The sequence below is a fragment of the Paraburkholderia sp. BL27I4N3 genome, from assembly GCF_003386115.1.
Lineage (GTDB): Bacteria > Pseudomonadota > Gammaproteobacteria > Burkholderiales > Burkholderiaceae > Paraburkholderia.
The window spans coordinates 2,329,464-2,347,214 of record NZ_QREJ01000001.1 but is presented as its reverse complement, the minus strand read 5'-3'; the positions used below and the strand labels follow the sequence as shown (position 1 = coordinate 2,347,214).

The following is a 17,751-nucleotide window of genomic DNA, read 5'->3' as shown; positions in this document are numbered from 1 at the left end:
CCCATGACCGAATTGACTCACCGCGGCCAGAGCCTGTTGCAGGATCTCGACGGCTTTTCCATCGAGATCGACGCAGAGCGCGAGCGTGCCGACATCGTCCTGCACCGGCCGCCGTTCAACGTGATTTCGATGCATGCGCGCGATCAGTTGCGCGCCGCCTTCGAGGCGCTCGACGACGACCCGCGTGTGCGCGTGATCGTGGTGCGCGCCCAGGGGGAGCACTTTTCGAGTGGCGGCGACATCAAGGGATTTCTGGAAGCATCGCCGGAAACCGTGTCGAAGCTCGCCTGGAATATCGCGGCGCCCGCGCGTTGTTCGAAGCCGGTGATCGCGGCCAATCGCGGCTTCTGTTTCGGCGTGGGTTTCGAACTGTCGCTCGCGTGCGATTTCCGCATTGCCACCGACACCAGTTTCTACGCGCTGCCGGAACAGAAACTCGGGCAGATTCCGGGCTCCGGCGGCTCGGCGCGGTTGCAGCAGATGGTCGGCATCGGCCGCACCAAGGACATCGTGATGCGCTCGCGCCGCATTCCGGGCAAGCAGGCTTACGAGTGGGGCATCGCAGTCGAATGCGTGGCCGACTCGGAACTCGAGGCGACGACCGACGCGCTGGTGGATGAACTGCGCGCGTTCTCACCGCTCGCGCAACGCACCGCGAAGAAGCTGCTCAACGATACCGAGGACGCACCGCTGTCGATCGCGATCGAACTCGAAGGGCACTGCTATAGCCGGTTGCGCGCCTCGGACGATTTCCGCGAAGGCGTCGAGGCGTTTCACGGTAAGCGCAAGCCGGTGTTTCGCGGCAGTTGAGGCGAACGCTGGGCAAAGGGAAATCGGAAGATGCTTCGCATGGGACCGGAGTAAGCGCTGAAGCGCTAACTCCGGTCGACAAGGGAGACAGGTAGATGGAACGCTTCGATTACGTGATCGTCGGCGGCGGATCGGCAGGGTGCGTGCTCGCGCATCGTCTGTCGGCAGTCGCGTCGCTGCGCGTCGCGCTGATCGAAGCCGGCGCGGATACGCCGCCCGGCAAGGTGCCCGCGGCGATTCTCGACAGCTATCCGATGCCGGTTTTCTGCGGCGACAAATACATCTGGCCGGAACTGAAGGCAAGCGCCTCACGCACCGCCGCGCCTCGCGTCTACGAGCAGGGCCGGGTGATGGGCGGCGGGTCGAGCATCAACGTGCAGTCAGCCAATCGCGGCCTGCCGCGCGACTACGACGACTGGGCCGCCAACGGTGCGAGCGGCTGGGCATGGCAGGACGTACTGCCGTATTTCCGCAAACTCGAACGCGATGTAGATTTTCCGGCCGGTGAGTTGCACGGCAGAGATGGTCCGGTGCCGATCCGCCGCATTCTGCCGGCGTACTGGCCGGCGTTCTGCGATGCCTTCGCCGACGGCATGCGGAAAAATGGTTTCGCGGCCTTGCAGGATCAGAACGCCGAGTTCGGCGACGGTTATTTTCCCGGCGCGTTTTCGAATCTCGACGACCGGCGCGTATCGACCGCAACGGCCTATCTGGACGAAGCGACGCGTCAGCGCCGCAATCTGCGCATCTATGCGGACTTGCGCGTCGAGTCGATCCTCATGGAAGGGCGTGTGGCGCGCGGCGTGGTCGCGGTAGAGCGCAGCGGCGCGCGCATCCGTTTCGACGCCAACGAAGTCATAGTGAGCGCGGGCGCGTTGCAATCCCCCGCGTTGCTGATGCGCGCCGGCATCGGCGCGAAGGCGGAACTGGACGCGCTCGGCATCGAGTGCAGAGTCGATCTGCCGGGCGTGGGACGCAATCTCCAGGATCATCCGTCGCTCACGTTCTGTCATTTTCTCGAGCGGCGTTTTCGCATGCCGCTCTCGCGCCGCCGCGCGAGCATGACGGCCGCGCGTTTTACCTCGGGCATAGCGGGCTGCGACGAGTCCGATCTGTATCTGTCGAGTGCGACGCGCGCCGCCTGGCATGCGCTCGGCAACCGGCTCGGCCTGTTTTTCCTCTGGTGCAACCGGCCTTATTCGCGCGGCCGCGTGCAACTCGTGTCCGCCGATCCAGCGGTGGCGCCGCGCGTCGATCTGAATCTGCTCGATGATCCGCGCGATCTCGCGCGCCTCGTCCACGGCGTGCGGATACTCGCGAAGATCGTCGAGGCGTCGGGTCTCGGCGACAATCCGCGCGACTTTTTCCCGGCCGCGTTTTCACCGCGTGTGAAAGCGCTAAGCCGCGTCGGCAAGGGCAATGCGGCGCTAACCTCGCTGCTCGGCATGCTGCTCGATACGCCCGCGCCGTTGCGGCGTCTGCTGATCGAGCGTTTCTTCACGCGAGGCCAGCGCATGTCGGCGCTGCTGGCCGAGCCGGGCGCGCTCGAAGACTTTGTCCGCGCGAATGTGTTCGGCGTCTGGCACGCGAGCGGTACTTGCCGGATGGGCGACGCGCACGACGCCACGGCGGTAACCGACACTTCCGGCCGTGTGCACGGCGCGCACGGCCTGCGGGTCGTCGACGCCTCGCTGATGCCGCGCCTGCCCGCGGCGAATACGAATATCCCGACCATCATGATGGCCGAAAAGATTGCCGACGCGATGCTCGCGCGACGCGAGGCAAATGCTGGATCGAAGACGGCGCCGCTCACCGCGGCCTCGCCATAAGGTTTCTTAACACCACCAAGAGCACGCGCAAGAGAACGTGCCTACAAACGGGGACGATCGAGAGACGGCCCGCTGATAGTCAAGGAGATGACGATGTCTGTAGCAGCGCAAAATGGCGCCGCCTTGCCCGCGGTAGACCAGCGGCAAGTGATGGGTGCGGTAATGGCCTCGTGCCTGGGCTGGGCACTGGATCTGTTCGATCTGTTCGTATTGCTGTTCGTCGCGCCGGTGGTCGGGCGGCTGTTCTTTCCGTCCGAGCACGCGATGCTCTCGCTCGCGGCGGTGTATGCGTCGTTTGCCGTGACATTGCTGATGCGCCCGCTGGGTTCGGCATGGTTCGGCTCCTACGCGGACCGCCACGGACGCAAGGGCGCGATGATCATCGCGGTGGTCGGCGTGGGACTTTCCACGGCCGCGTTCGGCGTGCTGCCGACCGTCGCGCAGGTGGGTCTCGTCGCGCCGATCCTGTTCCTCATGCTGCGGCTCGTGCAGGGCGTGTTCGTGGGCGGCGTGGTGGCATCGACGCATACCATCGGCACCGAATCGGTCGCGCCGAAATATCGCGGCGCGGTGTCGGGGCTGATCGGCGGCGGCGGAGCGGGGCTCGGCGCGTTGCTCGCCTCGCTCACGTATCTGGCGATGTCGGCGCTATTCCCCGGCGCGGCGTTCGAGGTGTGGGGCTGGCGCTGCATGTTTTTCACCGGCATCATCAGTTCGGTGCTCGGACTGTTCGTCTTCAGCAGTCTCGAAGAGTCGCCGCTGTGGAAAAAGCTCGCCGCCGAAAAGGCCGCCAAGGCCGCGGCACAGAAGCACGACACGCCGGTCGAAATCGCGCGCTCGCCCGTGCGCACGCTGTTTTCCCGCGACTATCGGTCGATTCTGTTCGTCAACCTGCTGCTGACTATCGGCGGCGGCAGCGGCTATTACCTGACCTCGGGCTATCTGCCCACCTTCCTCAAGGTGGTCAGCCACGCGCCGAACGGTGCCGCGGCGGCGATCCTGCTGATCTGCAGCGTGGCGGTGGTTATCGCGTCGGTGGCGGCGGGGCATCTGAGCACTTTCATTGGCCGCAAGTCCACTTTCATCTGGCTCGGCCTGATCCGGCTCTTCGCGTTGCCCGCGCTGTTCCTGCTGCTGCCCACGGCGCAAAGCGTCACCATGATCGGCGTGTACGCGGTGATTCTCAGCGCGCTCGGCAGCGCGGGCTATGCGCCGATCCTGATCTTCCTGAACGAACGGTTCCCGACCGCGATTCGCGCGACCGGCACCGGGCTTTCATGGAACATCGGCTTTGCCATTGGCGGGATGATGCCGACCGCCGTCTCGCTGGTGGCGAAAGATGCGAGCGAGTTGCCGATGACGCTGGCGATCTTCGTCGGCGCGATCAGCGTGATTTTCCTGATCGGCGCGTTCGTCGTGCCGGAAACGCGCGGGCGGCTCGAACAGGCCGCGGCGCGCGAACCGGCTTAGCTCGCGGAGGGGTCGACGGGTGCGCCCGTCGTCACGCGCCGGATCTCTTCGCCGATGATCTCGATCAGCGCGTGCGCCGCGGGCCCGATCGGCCGCTTCGGATGGCTCACGCGGATGATGTGCCGCACGATCGGCGGCGACGTGATGGTGCGCGCGCACAGCACCCCCTCGTCGACCTTGCGCTGAACCACCACGCGCGGCAGGATCGTCGCGACACTGCTCTGTTCGACGAACTGCACGATGGTGTTCAGCAGGTCGATCTCGAACTTCGGCTTGATGACCACGTCTTCGGCCAGCAGCGCCGCGTCCAGTACGCCGCGCAGGCCGTTGCGGCGGGTCGGCAGCACCAGCTCGATGCCGGCCAGCTGCGCGAGATCGACGGCCGGCGGCAACTCGGGGCCGAGCGCGGCGCTCGTCACCAGCACCATTTCCTCGTCGACCAGCGGCACCACGTCGAGCGTGAGACGCCCGCGCGGCTTGTTGATGATGGCTGCATCCAGCCGGCCCGCTTCGACCGCGTCGATCAACTGCGCGCTGAACCCGTCGGCGACCGATACTTCGACTTGCGGGAACATTGCGTTGAACCTGGCGAGCGACTCCGGCAGCACGCTTTCCGCCTCGGACGACACCATGCCGAGCGACACTCGCCCGGTCACGATCGCGTCCTGGCGGCTCAACTGGTCGCGCGCCCGCTCGATATCGCGCATGATCGGTGTGTACAGGCGGAACATCTGGCGCGCCGCGTCGGTCGGCGTCATGCCGTGCGGGCCGCGCTCGAAGAGTTTCTGGCGCAATTCGGTTTCGAGCTTCGAAATCTGCATGCTGAGCGCGGGCTGGACAATATTGAGCCGCTTCGCCGCGCGCGTGACGGAGCCGTCTTCGAACAGCGTGATGAAATACTGGATTTGCTTGAGGTCCATGAAACGCGGGAGCGGGTCGGAAACCGATGTAAAAAACGCGGGGAAACAGGGCGGGAAGGACCGGAAGCTCCGAGTTTAACCGTGCCGCGCCGCGCCTGCTTGCAAGCCCGCGCGGCGCGGCGTGCGCGTCGTCACGAACCTGTTTCCTTACACTGCTACAATCTCGTCTTTCTCGATCGACTGTGCGCTATGGGTTTCGAACAACTCGCTGAACTGAAGAAGCAATTGGCCGCGGCTCGCCGCGAGGCTGCGCCTGCCGCGAAGTCCGGCGCCAGGCCTGCTTCGAAGGACGCATCCAAGCCGGCCAAGGACGCTTCCAAGCCCGCTTCCAAGCCCGCCGCCAAAGACGCCGCCAAAGACGCCGCCAAGCCGGGCGCGAGGCCTGCCCGCAAGCCGGCGCCGCCGCGCCGTGCCTCACCTGCAGCCGCGTCCGACGCCAAACCGGCGGTGGAGGCGAAGCCGGTGGACCCGGTGGTGAAATCGATCGGGCGGCTGCAGAAACGCTTCCCCATTGCTTTCCCCAAGAATCCGGCGCCCAAGCTGCCGCTCAAGGTCGGTATTTTCGAAGACCTCGTGGTGCACGCCAAGGAACTGTCGCTGAGCGAAGCCGAATTGCGCGACGCCATCAAGACCTGGTGCCGTGGCAGCCGCTATTGGAAATGTCTCGTGGAAGGCGCGGCGCGCGTCGATCTGACGGGCGCCGAGGCGGGCAAGGTCACGGCGCAGGAAGCCGCCGGTGCGCAGCGTCTGCAGGCGCATCGCGCGGGCAGGGGTGCGGCGAAGGCGGCAGCCGGCGCGGCGAACGCAAACGCGGCCGGCGAGGCAGGCACGGAAGCGGGCGCTCAAGCCGCTGCCGAAACGCCGAATGCGCCAGCCGACACAACCATTGCGCCGGCCGAAGCCGCTGCGGACTCGCAAGCCGCCGAAGCAGGCACGCCGCAGGCCGATTCGACGGCTACGCCGGTCGCCCACGAAGCGGCCGCCGAACCGGCCGACTCGCCGGCCACCCGCGAAGCGTAAAACCCGCCACCCCGCCTAAGGGTGGCTGCCTTGCCGCGACGCAGCCGCCAGCCGGCTGCGCACGAAGCCGACGTGTTCACGCAGTACATAGAACGCGTCGGCGTAAGCGAGCGGCATGCGCAGCCGATTCAACGAATCCTCGATCTGGTCCAGTTCCGCGAAGAGCCGCTTGCGCTCCTCGTCGGTCGAACCGATGAGCGCGCCGCGTTCGATCGCAATCAGCGAACCATAGTAGCGATAGATGCGCGAGCGCACCCGCCAGCGATACAGCGCCGGAATCAGGCGCATGGCCGGGAACAGCAGCACGGCCAACGGCAGCAGCAGAACCAGCGTACGGTCGCCGATGCTGGCCAGCCAGAACGGCAGCGTGCGGTACAGAAAGCTCTTGCCGGTTTTGTAGTAGCGCTGCGCGTCCTCGCTGATCTGATATTCACGCGCGACCGGACTCGGAAATTCTCCCGCCCGCTGCAACAGCCCCGGCATGCCGTGCACTTCCTGCGCCGCTTCGATCAGCAGGTCGGAAATGGCCGGATGCAGCGTGGTGCGCGCCACCAGTTCGCCGGTCGGGCTGATCAGATGCACCGTTTCCGGCGGAATCCGGCGCTTCAGATCCAGCACGCCGGCGGGCAGGTCGATCTGGTCCAGATAGGGAAAAAGACGCGTATAGGCGCCCGCTTCGTCGAAGTTCATCACCGACACGCCGGGCACCTTGAGCAGGCGCAGCATCAGGCCGCGCGTGGCAGAGTCGCCGTTCAGGATCGCCGCGTCCACCTTGCCGGCCACCAGTTGGGTGGCGGCCTGCAGGCCGTCGCTCGGCACCAGCGTGGTGTCGCCGCCCGGCTCGATGCCGTTCGCTTCCAGCAGTTTCAGTGCGAGCAGGCGCGTGCCGCTGCCTTCGCGACCCACCGCGATGCGCTTGCCTTCCAGTTGAGAAAGCTGGCTCAAGCCCGTGCCGCGATAGAACACCACCACCGGAATATAGAAAACGCTGCCGAGCGACATGAGCGACGAGGTGTCGAGCCCGTTGGCCACGCCGCCTTGCACGAGCGCGACGTCGACGTGCTGCTTCGGGTCCAGCAGCCGTTGCAGATTCTGCACGGAGCCATCGGACTCCAGCACGTTCAGCTTGATGCCGTTGCGGGCGAGAATTTTCCGGTACTGCTCGGCGGCGATGAAAAACGAGCTGTCGCGCGGGCCGGCGCTCAAGGTGATCGTTTTGGGCGGCGCCGGATCGATCAGCCAGACGACCAGCGTGACCGTCAGAATGATGGCCGTCGCCACGACGGCATAGAGCAGGGTATGGTCGCGCCACTCGGCATGCGGTTCTTCGCCGGGAAAGTGCGGGGGACGCGGGCGCTGCGCTTTCATGGACACTCCGTGCCGGGAGCCGGGATGATCGCATTGTCCACTGTCCGTGGCGGCTTTGCCGTCGGCAGTTTGCTCTATTGACCGTGGCATAATCCGCGACAGCTTCCCCATTGTGGCGCCGGGCGCATCGTGAGTCGTTTCTATCGGAAGATCGGCAGTTGGCTGGGATTGTTCGCGATCCTGATGGCCACGCTCGCGCCGACGATCTCGCACACGCTCGCCGCTCGCGCCGATGAAGGCGCCATGTCGGACGAGCATTGCGATATGCCGTCGATGGCGTCCATGGGGTCGATGGACGCCATGCGAAAGGACATGCCGGACGCGTCGTCGGTCGTGTCGGGCACATCCGGTCAGGCCGCCGGCAAAGACACCGACCATACCGGCCATACCGGCCACACCGCCATGTCCGACGGCGACGCCTGCGGTTATTGCAGCCTGCTCGCCCACATGCCGGCCGTGCCGAGCGTCGAGGCACTGTTCGTCGTTGCCATCCGCGCTCTGCAGCACACCGTCGCGACCCGCTTCGAAAGCGTGCGTCGCGTCGAGCCGCTTACGTTCGCTCAACCCCGCGCCCCTCCGTTCGCATCCTGATTCGAGTCACCACGGCGCGATGCATCGACTGCATCGCGGCTGCCGCCGCACGTCCCTGTCGACTGTGCGCGCCGGCATTGTCACGACCCATGAAACAGGATGAATCATGCTTATCCCCTCGACGCCCCGCGCGCAGCCGCTGCGCTCGGCGGCGCTGCTCGTCACTATTGCCGCCATTGCCGGCGCCTTGCTGTGCGCGCCAACGCTCGCCGGCGCCCACGCCATTGCGGGCAACCGGGTTTTCCCAGCGACGCTGGCCGTCGACGACCCCGGCGTCGGCGACGAAGCCAACCTCCAGTTCGGCCATCAACGCGTGCCTGGCGAGAACGGCGACCAGAGCATCAATACCTTCGACTTCGAGTACGACAAGCTGATCACGTCGCGGCTCGCGGTGTCCGTCGACGGCACGTATGCGATGCAGAACAACCCGCGGGCGAGCGGTTTCGACAACTTCGGCGTCGGCTTGAAGTACCTGCTGTACGTCAACGACGCGCACGAGTTCATGACCTCGATCGGCGTGGATGCCGAACTCGGCGGCACGGGCAGCCGCGCGATCGCGGATAACTTCTCGACCATCTCGCCCACCGTCTACGTCGGCAAGGGCATGGGCGATCTGCCCGAGTCGCTCGCGTATCTGCGGCCGATCGCGATCACGGGCGAAGCGGGGCCGGCGCTGACCACCGGTGCGGGACAGCCGAACGCGTTCAACTACGGGTTCACCGTGCAGTACAGCTTGCCGTATTTGCAGCAGCACGTGCGCGATGTCGGCCTGCCGCAACCGTTCGCCAATCTGATTCCGCTGGTGGAAATTCCATTGTCGCGCAGCCAGGGGCAGACGACCGGCACGGTCAATCCGGGCTTCATCTGGATCAACCGTTATGGACAGTTCGGCGTAGAGGCGCAAATCCCGATCAATCGCGCAAGCGGCTCGCATGTGGGCATCCTGGTGCAGGCGCATATCTTCTTCGACGATGTCGCGCCGACCACGATCGGCAAACCGCTGTTTCAGTGACGCAGGAGAGTAACGATGAATGACACGATGAAACATCCACGTTTGCGTGGCACACGTACCGTGGCGAAACTGGCGTCGTTGTTCGCCGGACTTGCATTGGCAAGCGCGGCTTTCGCGCATGTCTTTCCGCAGAAGCAGGAGCCGGGCGCGGGCGCAACGGTGACGTCACCCGCGCAGGTGCGCGTGATGTTCGACGGCCCGCTCGAAGCCGCGTTCAGTTCGCTGACGGTGACCGACGCGAGCGGCAAGCAGGTCAACACGGAGAAGGCCACGGTCGATGAGCATCAGCGGGCCTTGATCACCGTGCCGTTGCCGGCGCTCGCGGCCGGTCACTACACGGTGCACTGGGTGGCCGTGGCGTCGGACGGACATCGCACCCACGGCGACTATGCGTTCAATGTGAAGTAGCTGAAGCGGTGATGCGCTGCGTCATCCATCGGGCGATGGCGCAGCGTCTGAAAAGGTCTATTATCGAAAAGACGCTTTGAGCGCCAGGCTGTGCAAAGCAGCCGTCTTCGCCTTCGCTCTGAGGAGAAGAACACATGACGGAGTCCGTGAAGGCGTTTCCGACAGCGGCGCCGGGCCACCAGCGCCGGCGGATCGCCTGGCTCTACGCGTCGCTATTGACCTTCAATCTCGCCGCATGGCTTGCGGCCCTCGCGGCGTTTCGCGGCTATCCGCTGCTGATGGGTTCCTGCCTGCTGGCTTATTCGCTCGGCTTGCGGCACGCCGTGGACGCGGACCACATCGCCGCCATCGACAACGTCACGCGCAAGCTCATGCAGTCCGGCCAGCGTCCGCTGAGCGCAGGGCTGATGTTCTCGCTCGGCCATTCCACCATCGTCGTACTGGCGACGCTCGGCATTGCCGTCACCGCGATGGCCCTGCAAACCCGGCTGGGCGGATTCAGGGAAACGGGCGCGATGATCGGCACGCTCGTGTCGACGTTTTTCCTGTTTGCCATCGCGCTGCTGAACCTCATCGTGCTGCGTTCCGTGCTGCGCGCGTTTCGGCGCGTGCGCCGCGGCGAGCCGTATGTCGACGAAGATCTCGACATGCTGCTCGCCAATCGCGGCTTTCTCGCGCGCTTCTTCCGTCCGCTGTTTCGCCTGATCACACGAAGCTGGCATATGTACCCGCTCGGCTTTCTGTTCGGCCTTGGTTTCGATACCGCGACCGAAGTCGGCTTGCTCGGCATTTCCGCGGCGGGCGCCGCGCAAGGCATGTCGATCTGGTCGATCCTCGTGTTCCCGATGCTGTTTACGGCGGGCATGACGCTGATCGATACCACCGACAGCATCCTCATGCTGGGCGCCTACGGCTGGGCCTTCGTGAAGCCGGTCCGCAAGCTCTACTACAACCTCACCATCACGACGATTTCGGTGCTGGTGACACTGCTGGTCGGCAGCATCGAAGGACTTGGGCTCGCGGCCGACAAGCTGCATTTAAATGGCGGATTCTGGCAGACGGTGGCGCTTCTTAACGATCACGTCGGCATGCTCGGCTATGCGATCGTTTGCGTCTTCGCGGCCGCCTGGTTATTGTCCGCCGCGGTTTATAAGTGGCGGCGAATCGGCGAAATGGAAATCCGTTCCTGATGACCGCGCATGAAAAATAAGCGTGGCCCGAACCCTTAAGGGCTATCGTCAGAGAATTGCACAGGCGCACGGATGCGGTTATCGCCGCACGCGAAGTTTCACGAAAAGCTATGAAAATTGGGGTATTTCGTATCGCTGAACTATACTCGAACAAGTTTTTCGGGCTCATTGCGATGAGCACCATTCAAACGAAAACATGCAGCAAATCCGATCTTTTTAACCGCTCCCCACGCGGAAATGACCCCTGATCGATTGCTGGACACGTGACTGCCGTGCGGCGCTCGCCACGTATCTTTGCTTGTCCAAAAAGAACGTGAACGTAGTGGAGACACATCATGGCGGAAGCAGACAACGTCCCCTATGGGCGCAAGACTCAGCACGCGCCGGCCCTCAAGGAAGTGCACATCATCTGGATTACCGCGGGCCTCGGCTGCGACGGCGATTCGGTATCCATCACCGCGGCCACCCAACCGAGTATCGAGGACGTGATTCTCGGCGCGATTCCCGGCTTGCCGAAGGTCCATCTCCACAATCCCGTACTGGCGTACGAAAACGGCGACGAGTTTCTCAAGCCGTTTCATCAGGCGGCGCGTGGCGAACTGGATAACTTCGTGCTGGTGATGGAAGGCTCGATTCCCAATGAGCGTATCAATCGCGAGGGCTATTGGGCCGCCCTGGGCACCGACCCGGACACGGGCGACCCGATCACGATTCCGCAATGGCTCGACCGGCTCGCGCCGCGCGCGCTGGCGGTGGTCGGCGCGGGAACCTGCGCGACGTATGGCGGCATTCACGCGATGCAAGGCAACCCCACCGGCTGTATGGGCCTCGCCGATTATCTCGGCTGGGACTGGAAGTCGAAAGCAGGCCTGCCGATCGTCAACGTGCCGGGCTGTCCGGTGCAGCCGGATAACTTCATGGAGACGCTGCTGTATCTGCTGTATCAGCTCGCGGGCCTCGCACCCATGATTCCACTCGACGACGCATTGCGGCCGAAGTGGTTGTTCACGCGCACCGTGCACGACGGGTGCGACCGGGCCGGTTCGTACGAGCAGGCGATCTTCGCGACCGAATACGGCAGCCCGAATTGCATCGTCAAGCTCGGTTGCTGGGGACCGGTCGTGCAATGCAACGTGCCCAAACGCGGCTGGATGGCGGGCATAGGCGGCTGTCCGAACGTGGGCGGCATCTGCATCGGCTGCACGATGCCGGGCTTTCCTGACAAGTTCATGCCGTTCATGGACGAGCCGCCCGGCGCGGTGCTGTCGTCGAATCTGATCAGGAGCTATGGCCCGCTGATCCGCAGCTTGCGCAAACTGACCAGAAACACGCTCAACGATGAGCCGAAATGGCGTCACAACCGTTCGGAACTCACCACCGGTTACCGTCGCTGAGCAGGCGGATTTCGCGCAGTCAGTGTCGTCAGCATAGTCAGCAGGAGAAGGTCATGGCCGTCAGCACCGCACCTGAAGCGACCAGCACCACCCAGGCAGCGCCGGGCAAGCTGGTCGAAATGAACTGGGATCCGATTACGCGGATCGTCGGCAGTCTGGGGATTTACACCAAGATCGATTTTGCGAACCGTCGGGTGGCGGAATGCTACAGCACGTCGTCGATCTTTCGCGGCTATAGCATTTTCATGAAGGGCAAGGACCCGCGCGACGCGCATTTCATTACGAGCCGGATCTGCGGCATTTGCGGCGACAATCACGCGACCTGCTCGGTCTACGCGCAGAACATGGCCTACGGCGTGAAGCCGCCGATGATCGCCGAGTGGATCGTCAACCTCGGCGAAGCGGCCGAATACATGTTCGACCACAACATCTTCCAGGACAACCTGGTGGGCGTGGACTTCTGCGAGACGATGGTCAAGGAAACGAATCCGGGCGTGTGGGCCAAGGCGCAAAAAACACCCGCTGCGCATGCGGACAAGCACGGCTATAAAACCATCGCGGAGATCATGACCGCGCTCAATCCGTTTACCGGCGAGTTCTACCGCGAGACGCTGATGGTGAGCCGCTACACGCGCGAAATGTTCTGCCTGATGGAAGGGCGCCACGTGCATCCGTCGACGCTATATCCCGGCGGTGTGGGCACCGTGCCGACCATTCAGCTCTTCACCGACTACATCACGCGCCTGATGAAATACGTGGAGTTCATGAAGAAGGTCGTGCCGCTGCACGACGATCTGTTCGACTTCTTCTACGAGGCATTGCCCGGTTATGAAGAAGTGGGCCGGCGCCGTGTTCTGCTCGGCTGCTGGGGCTCGTTCCAGGACCCGAACGTGTGCGACTACAACTACAACACCATGACGCAATGGGGTCGCGGCATGTTCGTCACGCCGGGCGTGGTGGTGGACGGAGAACTGGTCACGACCGATCTCGTCGACATCAACCTGAACATTCGCATTCTGCTCGGCAGTTCCTATTACGACGACTGGGATCACGAAGAAACCTTCGTGAAGAACGACCCGCTGGGCAATCCGGTGGACCGCAAGCATCCGTGGAATCAGACCACGCTGCCGCATCCGCAGAAGCGCAAATTCGACGGCAACTATACGTGGGTAATGTCGCCGCGCTGGCTCGACAAGCGCACGGGCGACCACCTCGCGCTCGATACCGGTGGCGGTCCGATTGCGCGACTGTGGTCCACGGCGTTGGCGGGACTGGTGGATATCGGCTATATCAAGGCGACCGGTCACAGCGTGAAGATCTATTTGCCGAAGACCGCGCTCAAGCCCGAGGTCGAATTCGAATGGAAGATTCCGAAGTGGAGCAATGCGCTCGAACGCGATCGCGCCCGGACGTATTTTCAGGCTTATTCGGCAGCCGCGGCGCTGTATTTCGCCGAGCAGGCGCTCGCCGAATTGCACGCGGGCCGCACCCGCACGTTCAGCGACTTCACGGTGCCGGAAGAAGGGCTCGGCTGCGGCTTCCATGAGGCGGTGCGCGGCGTGCTCTCGCATCACCTGGTGATCCGCGAGGGCAAGATCGCCAACTACCATCCGTATCCGCCCACGCCATGGAACGCCAATCCGCGCGATATCTACGGCACGCCCGGACCTTATGAAGACGCCGTGCAGAACACGCCGATCTTCGAAGAGAACGGCCCCGACAAGTTCAAGGGCATCGACATCATGCGCGCGGTGCGCAGCTTCGATCCATGCCTGCCGTGCGGCGTGCATATGTACGTGGGCAACGGCAAGACCATCGACACCTCGCACTCGCCGACCTTCGGTGTGATGCAGGGAGCGCATACGTGAGCACCCGCACGAGCGACCAAAGCCCGGTCGCCGCCCAGCAACGCCGCATCGAGGAACTGATTGCGGCGCTGGAGACGCTCGACGATCCGGCGGCGCGCGAGAGCGCTCAGGAACTGCTGCAGGTGGTGCTCGATCTGCATGCGAACGGGCTCGCGCGTCTGCTGGAAATCGTTTCGTCCGTCGGGGCGATGGACGACGCCATGCTCGAAGCATTCGAACGCGACGCCGGCGTATCGGCGCTGCTGCTGTTGCACGGTTTGCATCCGCAAGACCTGCCGACGCGCGTGTCGCGAGCGGTGGAGAAGATGCGGCCGTTGCTCGGCGTGCAGGGCATCCAGATCGAATTGCTCGACGCCGCCGAAGAAGCGGTACGCGTGAAAGTGGCCGGGCGTCTGCAAGGCAAGCACAATTCGATCGGCGAATTGCGGCAGGAAATCGAGCTTGCGATTTTCGAAGCCGCGCCGGAGGCGACGCGTGTCGACATTGCGGGTTTGCAGGACGTCAACGTGCATGAACTGCGCTTCATGCCTAATACGCGCACTGAGACGCAAACCAGGGTAGCCGGCCGGACCGAGGCCGGCGCGCAATGACGTCCGCCGTCGCCACGACGCGCGGCTGGGTCGCGGCCGTGCGCCATTTCGTGCGCAAAGCCGACGACACGCACTGCGAGTTGTGCGGCGCGCTGCTGCTGGCCGACCATCCTCATCTGTTCGAGATCGCCAAACGGCAACTGCATTGCTGCTGCCGTGCCTGCGCATTGTTGTTCGGCAATCAGCAGAACGCGCGCTATCGTCCGGTGCCGCGCGACGCGCGTTATCTCGACGGCTTTCGCATGAGCGACGCGCAGTGGGACGCGCTGGCGATTCCCATCGACATGGCTTTCTTCTTTCACGACAGTTCGGCGCAACATATCGTCGCGCTGTATCCCGGACCGGCGGGCGGCACGCAGTCGCTGCTGGATCTGCAGGCGTGGACCGAACTCGTTGCCGACAACCCGTGGCTCGCGCAACTGGAGCCCGACGTCGAAGCGCTGCTCGTGAACCGCAGCGAAGGCGCGCGCGAGTATTACCGTGTGCCGATCGACCAATGTTATGCGCTGACCGGCGTGATTCGCGCGCGATGGCGCGGCGTCTCGGGCGGCCGGCAGGCCTGGGATGCGATCCATCGTTTCTTCGCCGCGTTGAAAACTCATGGCCGCGTACCGGAGGGCTTGCTTCATGCCTGATCTCGCATTCACCGTCGAGTCGGCGGAAGTGGTGCCGTTTGCGGTGGCGCCGCTGCTGATGTTTAAGCTGCATATCGTCGATACGGCGGCTGACCCATCGGCGCAGCTCGAGATCGCCAGCATCATGCTGCAATGCCAGATCCAGATCGAGGCCGCGAAACGTCGCTACGCATCCTCCGAGCAGTACGGGCTCGAAGACCTGTTCGGTATTCCACCGCGCTGGGGCGATACGTTGCGCACGATGCTGTGGACGCATGCGTCGGCGGTCGCGCCACCGTTCACCGGCGAATGCACGCTCGATCTGACCGTGCCGTGCAGCTACGACTTCAATGTGGCCGCCACCAAATACTTTCACGGTCTGGAAGAGGGCGAGATTCCGCTGATGCTGCAGTTCAGCGGCACCGTATTCTATCGCGAGCCCGACGGCGCATTGCAGGCCGCGCCGATTCCATGGCACAAGGAGGCGGCGTACCGTCTTCCGGTGGCGTTATGGCGCGACATGATGGCTCGCTATTACCCGAACGGCGCGTGGCTATGCCTGCATCGTGACGTGTTCGATCGCCTCTCCCGTTTTAAAACCCGTGGCGGTCTGACGAGTTGGGAGCAGGCGGTGACGAGTCTGCTCGACAAGCTCGAGGAGGACATATCGTGAACGCGGTCGAGAGCGTGGTGCAGGCGGTGCTGTACGAAGGCTACATGCTGTATCCGTACCGGCCGACTTCGGTGAAGAACCGGCAACGCTGGACCTTCGGCGGCGTTTATCCGCGCGCCTATGCGGAGGCATCCGGCAGCGATCCGTGGGTGACGCAAAGCGAGTGTCTGCTGCGCGGCGGCGAGCACACGCGCGTGGCCGTGCGGCCCGGCTTTTTGCAGGTGATCGAGCGGACGGTGCTGGACGTCTCGGAGAGCGCCGCGGTGCGGCCGGAGTCGGGCGAGCCGGCATGGCGCACGGTATCCCGGCTCGATATCGACGAACAGCGCTACACGCCGTGGCAGGAAGCGGCGGAACAGCATCTCGCGCTGCCCGTGCTGGTGCTCGGCGAGTTGCTGAACGCCCCACGTGAGATTCCCTTTTCATTCGATGCCGGCCATGAACTCGAACCGCTGGCGGACTGGCATGGCACGCTGCGTGGCGCGTTGCGCCGCACGCGTGCGGCGCTGCAAGGCCGCGTCGAAATCAGTGCGGCGAGCGTGGCGGCGGGCGTCTATCGGCTGAAGGTGCGCATCGTCAATGAAACGCCGCTCGAGCAGGCGCGCAACCTCACGCGCGATGCCGCGTCGCTGTATGCACTGGTCTCGTGCCATACCGTGCTGAACATCGAGCGCGGCACATGGATCTCGTCGATCGATCCGCCCGACGACCTCGCGGCGGCCTCGGCCGCGTGCCGCAATATCGGCGTGTGGCCGGTGCTGGTCGGCGATGAAAAGCGGCCCGACACGATGCTCGCCTCGCCGATCATCCTCTACGATTTCCCGCAGATCGCGCCCGAAAGCGCAGGCGATCTGTTCGACGCTACGGAGATCGACGAGATTCTCACGCTGCGCATTCTCACCATGACCGACGATGAAAAGCGCGAAATGGTCGCCACCGACGAGCGCGCTCGCGCCTTGCTCGCGCGCACCGAAGGTCTGGGCGCCGAGCAGATGCAGAAGCTGCACGGCACCTTGCGGCAGGTGCGCGCGCTCGATGCGGCGAGCGTGGACGCGCCGGTTTCTCCGGCACGGAGCGCCGTGCCGGCTTCGCCGTGGGCCGAACTCGATGCGCGACCGCATCTTGCCTGCGTGCGGGTCGCGGGCGTGGAGATTCGCATCGGCGATCAGGTGCGTCTGCGCCCGCGCGGCCGCGCGGACATCTTCGATATCGCGCTGAGCGGCATGGTCGCGACGATCGAATCGATCGAGCGCGATTTCGACGACCACGTGCACGTTGCCGTGACCATCGACGACGATCCGGGCAAGGACTTCGGCGTGCAGCGCATGCCGGGCCACCGGTTCTTCTTCGGGCCGGACGAAATCGAGCCGCTCGGCCAGGCCGCCGGCGCACGGCGGGGGCTCGTATGAGCGCGATTCTGGTGGCCGGCATCGGCAACGTGTTTCTCGGCGACGACGGCTTCGGCGTCGAAGTGGTGCGCCGTTTGCAGCAGCAGTTGGCCGCGGGCGACTTGCCGGGATTCGCGGCGGACGTGGACGTCGCGGACTTCGGCATTCGCGGCGTCGATCTGTGTTACGCGCTTCTCGACGGCGTGGACAGCGCGATCCTGATCGACGCCACGCAGCGCGGCGGCGCGCCGGGCACGCTGTACGTGATCGAGCCGTCCATCGACGAGTCGGGCAGTACAGCGAGCGAAGATCCGTACGCGCTGCCGATCCTGATGTCGCCGCATGAGATGGTCCCCGCCAAGGTATTGCATACCGTGCGCATGCTCGGCGGCGGCTGCGAGGACATTGTCGTGCTCGGCTGCGAGCCGCAGGATTTCGGTTGCGAACAAGGCGAAGAAGGGCGAATGAGTTTGAGCCGCCCCGTGGCGGCTGCGGTGGAACTGGCCGCTGACGTAGTGGTGCGGCTCGTGACGGCGAGGCTCGCGCAGCGCGCCGCGCGCGTGGCCTGATATGCGGGGTGTGCGGACACGTCATGCATACGGCGTG

General features: G+C 64.5%; 17 protein-coding genes. 15 read left to right on the top strand and 2 right to left on the bottom strand.

The annotated features are described in order from the left end of the window. Positions 1–3: 3 nt before the first annotated feature. From B0G71_RS10815 to B0G71_RS10805, 3 genes are all read left to right on the top strand, one after another. Entirely contained in the window at positions 4–810 is an 807-nt protein-coding gene (locus tag B0G71_RS10815; protein ID WP_116141602.1) for an enoyl-CoA hydratase/isomerase family protein, read from the top strand. A gap of 95 nt (positions 811–905) precedes the next feature. Beyond that, on the top strand, positions 906–2,639 hold the full coding sequence (locus tag B0G71_RS10810) for a GMC family oxidoreductase (protein ID WP_116141600.1): 1,734 nt from the start codon (positions 906–908) through the stop codon (positions 2,637–2,639). 93 nt (positions 2,640–2,732) lie between these two features. After that, positions 2,733–4,109 carry an MFS transporter gene (locus B0G71_RS10805; protein ID WP_116141598.1) on the top strand — a complete coding sequence of 459 codons (1,377 nt, stop codon included), beginning with the start codon at positions 2,733–2,735 and terminating at the stop codon, positions 4,107–4,109. Here B0G71_RS10805 and B0G71_RS10800 read toward each other — a convergent pair. Further along, the gene (locus B0G71_RS10800; RefSeq protein ID WP_116141596.1) at positions 4,106–5,029 is read right to left on the bottom strand and encodes a LysR family transcriptional regulator; all 924 of its coding nucleotides are present in this window, start codon (positions 5,027–5,029) and stop codon (positions 4,106–4,108) included. The genes B0G71_RS10805 and B0G71_RS10800 overlap by 4 nt on opposite strands. Positions 5,030–5,218: 189 nt before the next feature. On the opposite strand from B0G71_RS10800, the gene B0G71_RS10795 reads away from it, so the two are divergent. Beyond that, positions 5,219–6,049: a ProQ/FinO family protein gene (locus B0G71_RS10795; protein ID WP_116141595.1), complete on the top strand. Its 831-nt coding sequence runs from the start codon at positions 5,219–5,221 to the stop codon at positions 6,047–6,049. A 15-nt stretch (positions 6,050–6,064) separates the two neighbouring features. Here B0G71_RS10795 and B0G71_RS10790 read toward each other — a convergent pair whose 3' ends face one another. Further along, the gene (locus tag B0G71_RS10790; RefSeq protein WP_116141593.1) at positions 6,065–7,417 is read right to left on the bottom strand and encodes a TAXI family TRAP transporter solute-binding subunit; all 1,353 of its coding nucleotides are present in this window, start codon (positions 7,415–7,417) and stop codon (positions 6,065–6,067) included. Between the two features lie 129 nt (positions 7,418–7,546). Between B0G71_RS10790 and B0G71_RS10785 the strand changes: the two genes are divergently transcribed. From B0G71_RS10785 to B0G71_RS10735, 11 genes are all read left to right on the top strand, one after another. After that, positions 7,547–8,008, top strand: a complete 462-nt coding sequence (locus B0G71_RS10785) for a DUF2946 domain-containing protein (RefSeq protein WP_181916752.1) — start codon at positions 7,547–7,549, stop codon at positions 8,006–8,008. Positions 8,009–8,114: 106 nt separating this feature from the next. Next, complete coding sequence (locus B0G71_RS10780; RefSeq protein ID WP_181916751.1) at positions 8,115–9,020, top strand: hypothetical protein; 906 nt, start codon at positions 8,115–8,117, stop codon at positions 9,018–9,020. 15 nt (positions 9,021–9,035) lie between these two features. Next, positions 9,036–9,428, top strand: coding sequence for a copper resistance protein CopC (locus tag B0G71_RS10775; protein WP_116141589.1), 393 nt, complete (start codon positions 9,036–9,038; stop codon positions 9,426–9,428). Between the two features lie 134 nt (positions 9,429–9,562). Continuing rightward, positions 9,563–10,618 (top strand): HoxN/HupN/NixA family nickel/cobalt transporter, encoded by a 1,056-nt coding sequence (locus tag B0G71_RS10770; protein ID WP_116141587.1) that lies wholly within the window; start codon positions 9,563–9,565, stop codon positions 10,616–10,618. A gap of 335 nt (positions 10,619–10,953) precedes the next feature. Next, positions 10,954–12,012, top strand: a complete 1,059-nt coding sequence (locus tag B0G71_RS10765; protein ID WP_116117091.1) for a hydrogenase expression protein HypE — start codon at positions 10,954–10,956, stop codon at positions 12,010–12,012. Between the two features lie 53 nt (positions 12,013–12,065). Then, on the top strand, positions 12,066–13,880 hold the full coding sequence (locus B0G71_RS10760; protein ID WP_116141585.1) for a nickel-dependent hydrogenase large subunit: 1,815 nt from the start codon (positions 12,066–12,068) through the stop codon (positions 13,878–13,880). Next, entirely contained in the window at positions 13,877–14,470 is a 594-nt protein-coding gene (locus tag B0G71_RS10755; protein ID WP_158608151.1) for a NifU family protein, read from the top strand. The genes B0G71_RS10760 and B0G71_RS10755 overlap by 4 nt, the downstream gene beginning before the upstream one ends. Beyond that, entirely contained in the window at positions 14,467–15,105 is a 639-nt protein-coding gene (locus tag B0G71_RS10750; protein WP_116141581.1) for a DUF5947 family protein, read from the top strand. The genes B0G71_RS10755 and B0G71_RS10750 overlap by 4 nt, the downstream gene beginning before the upstream one ends. Further along, entirely contained in the window at positions 15,098–15,757 is a 660-nt protein-coding gene (locus tag B0G71_RS10745; protein ID WP_116141579.1) for a DUF6084 family protein, read from the top strand. The genes B0G71_RS10750 and B0G71_RS10745 overlap by 8 nt, the downstream gene beginning before the upstream one ends. Further along, on the top strand, positions 15,754–17,166 hold the full coding sequence (locus B0G71_RS10740; protein ID WP_116141577.1) for a hypothetical protein: 1,413 nt from the start codon (positions 15,754–15,756) through the stop codon (positions 17,164–17,166). The genes B0G71_RS10745 and B0G71_RS10740 overlap by 4 nt, the downstream gene beginning before the upstream one ends. Continuing rightward, the gene (locus B0G71_RS10735; RefSeq protein WP_116141575.1) at positions 17,163–17,714 is read left to right on the top strand and encodes a hydrogenase maturation protease; all 552 of its coding nucleotides are present in this window, start codon (positions 17,163–17,165) and stop codon (positions 17,712–17,714) included. Before B0G71_RS10740 ends, B0G71_RS10735 begins: the two co-directional genes overlap by 4 nt. Positions 17,715–17,751 lie beyond the last annotated feature (37 nt).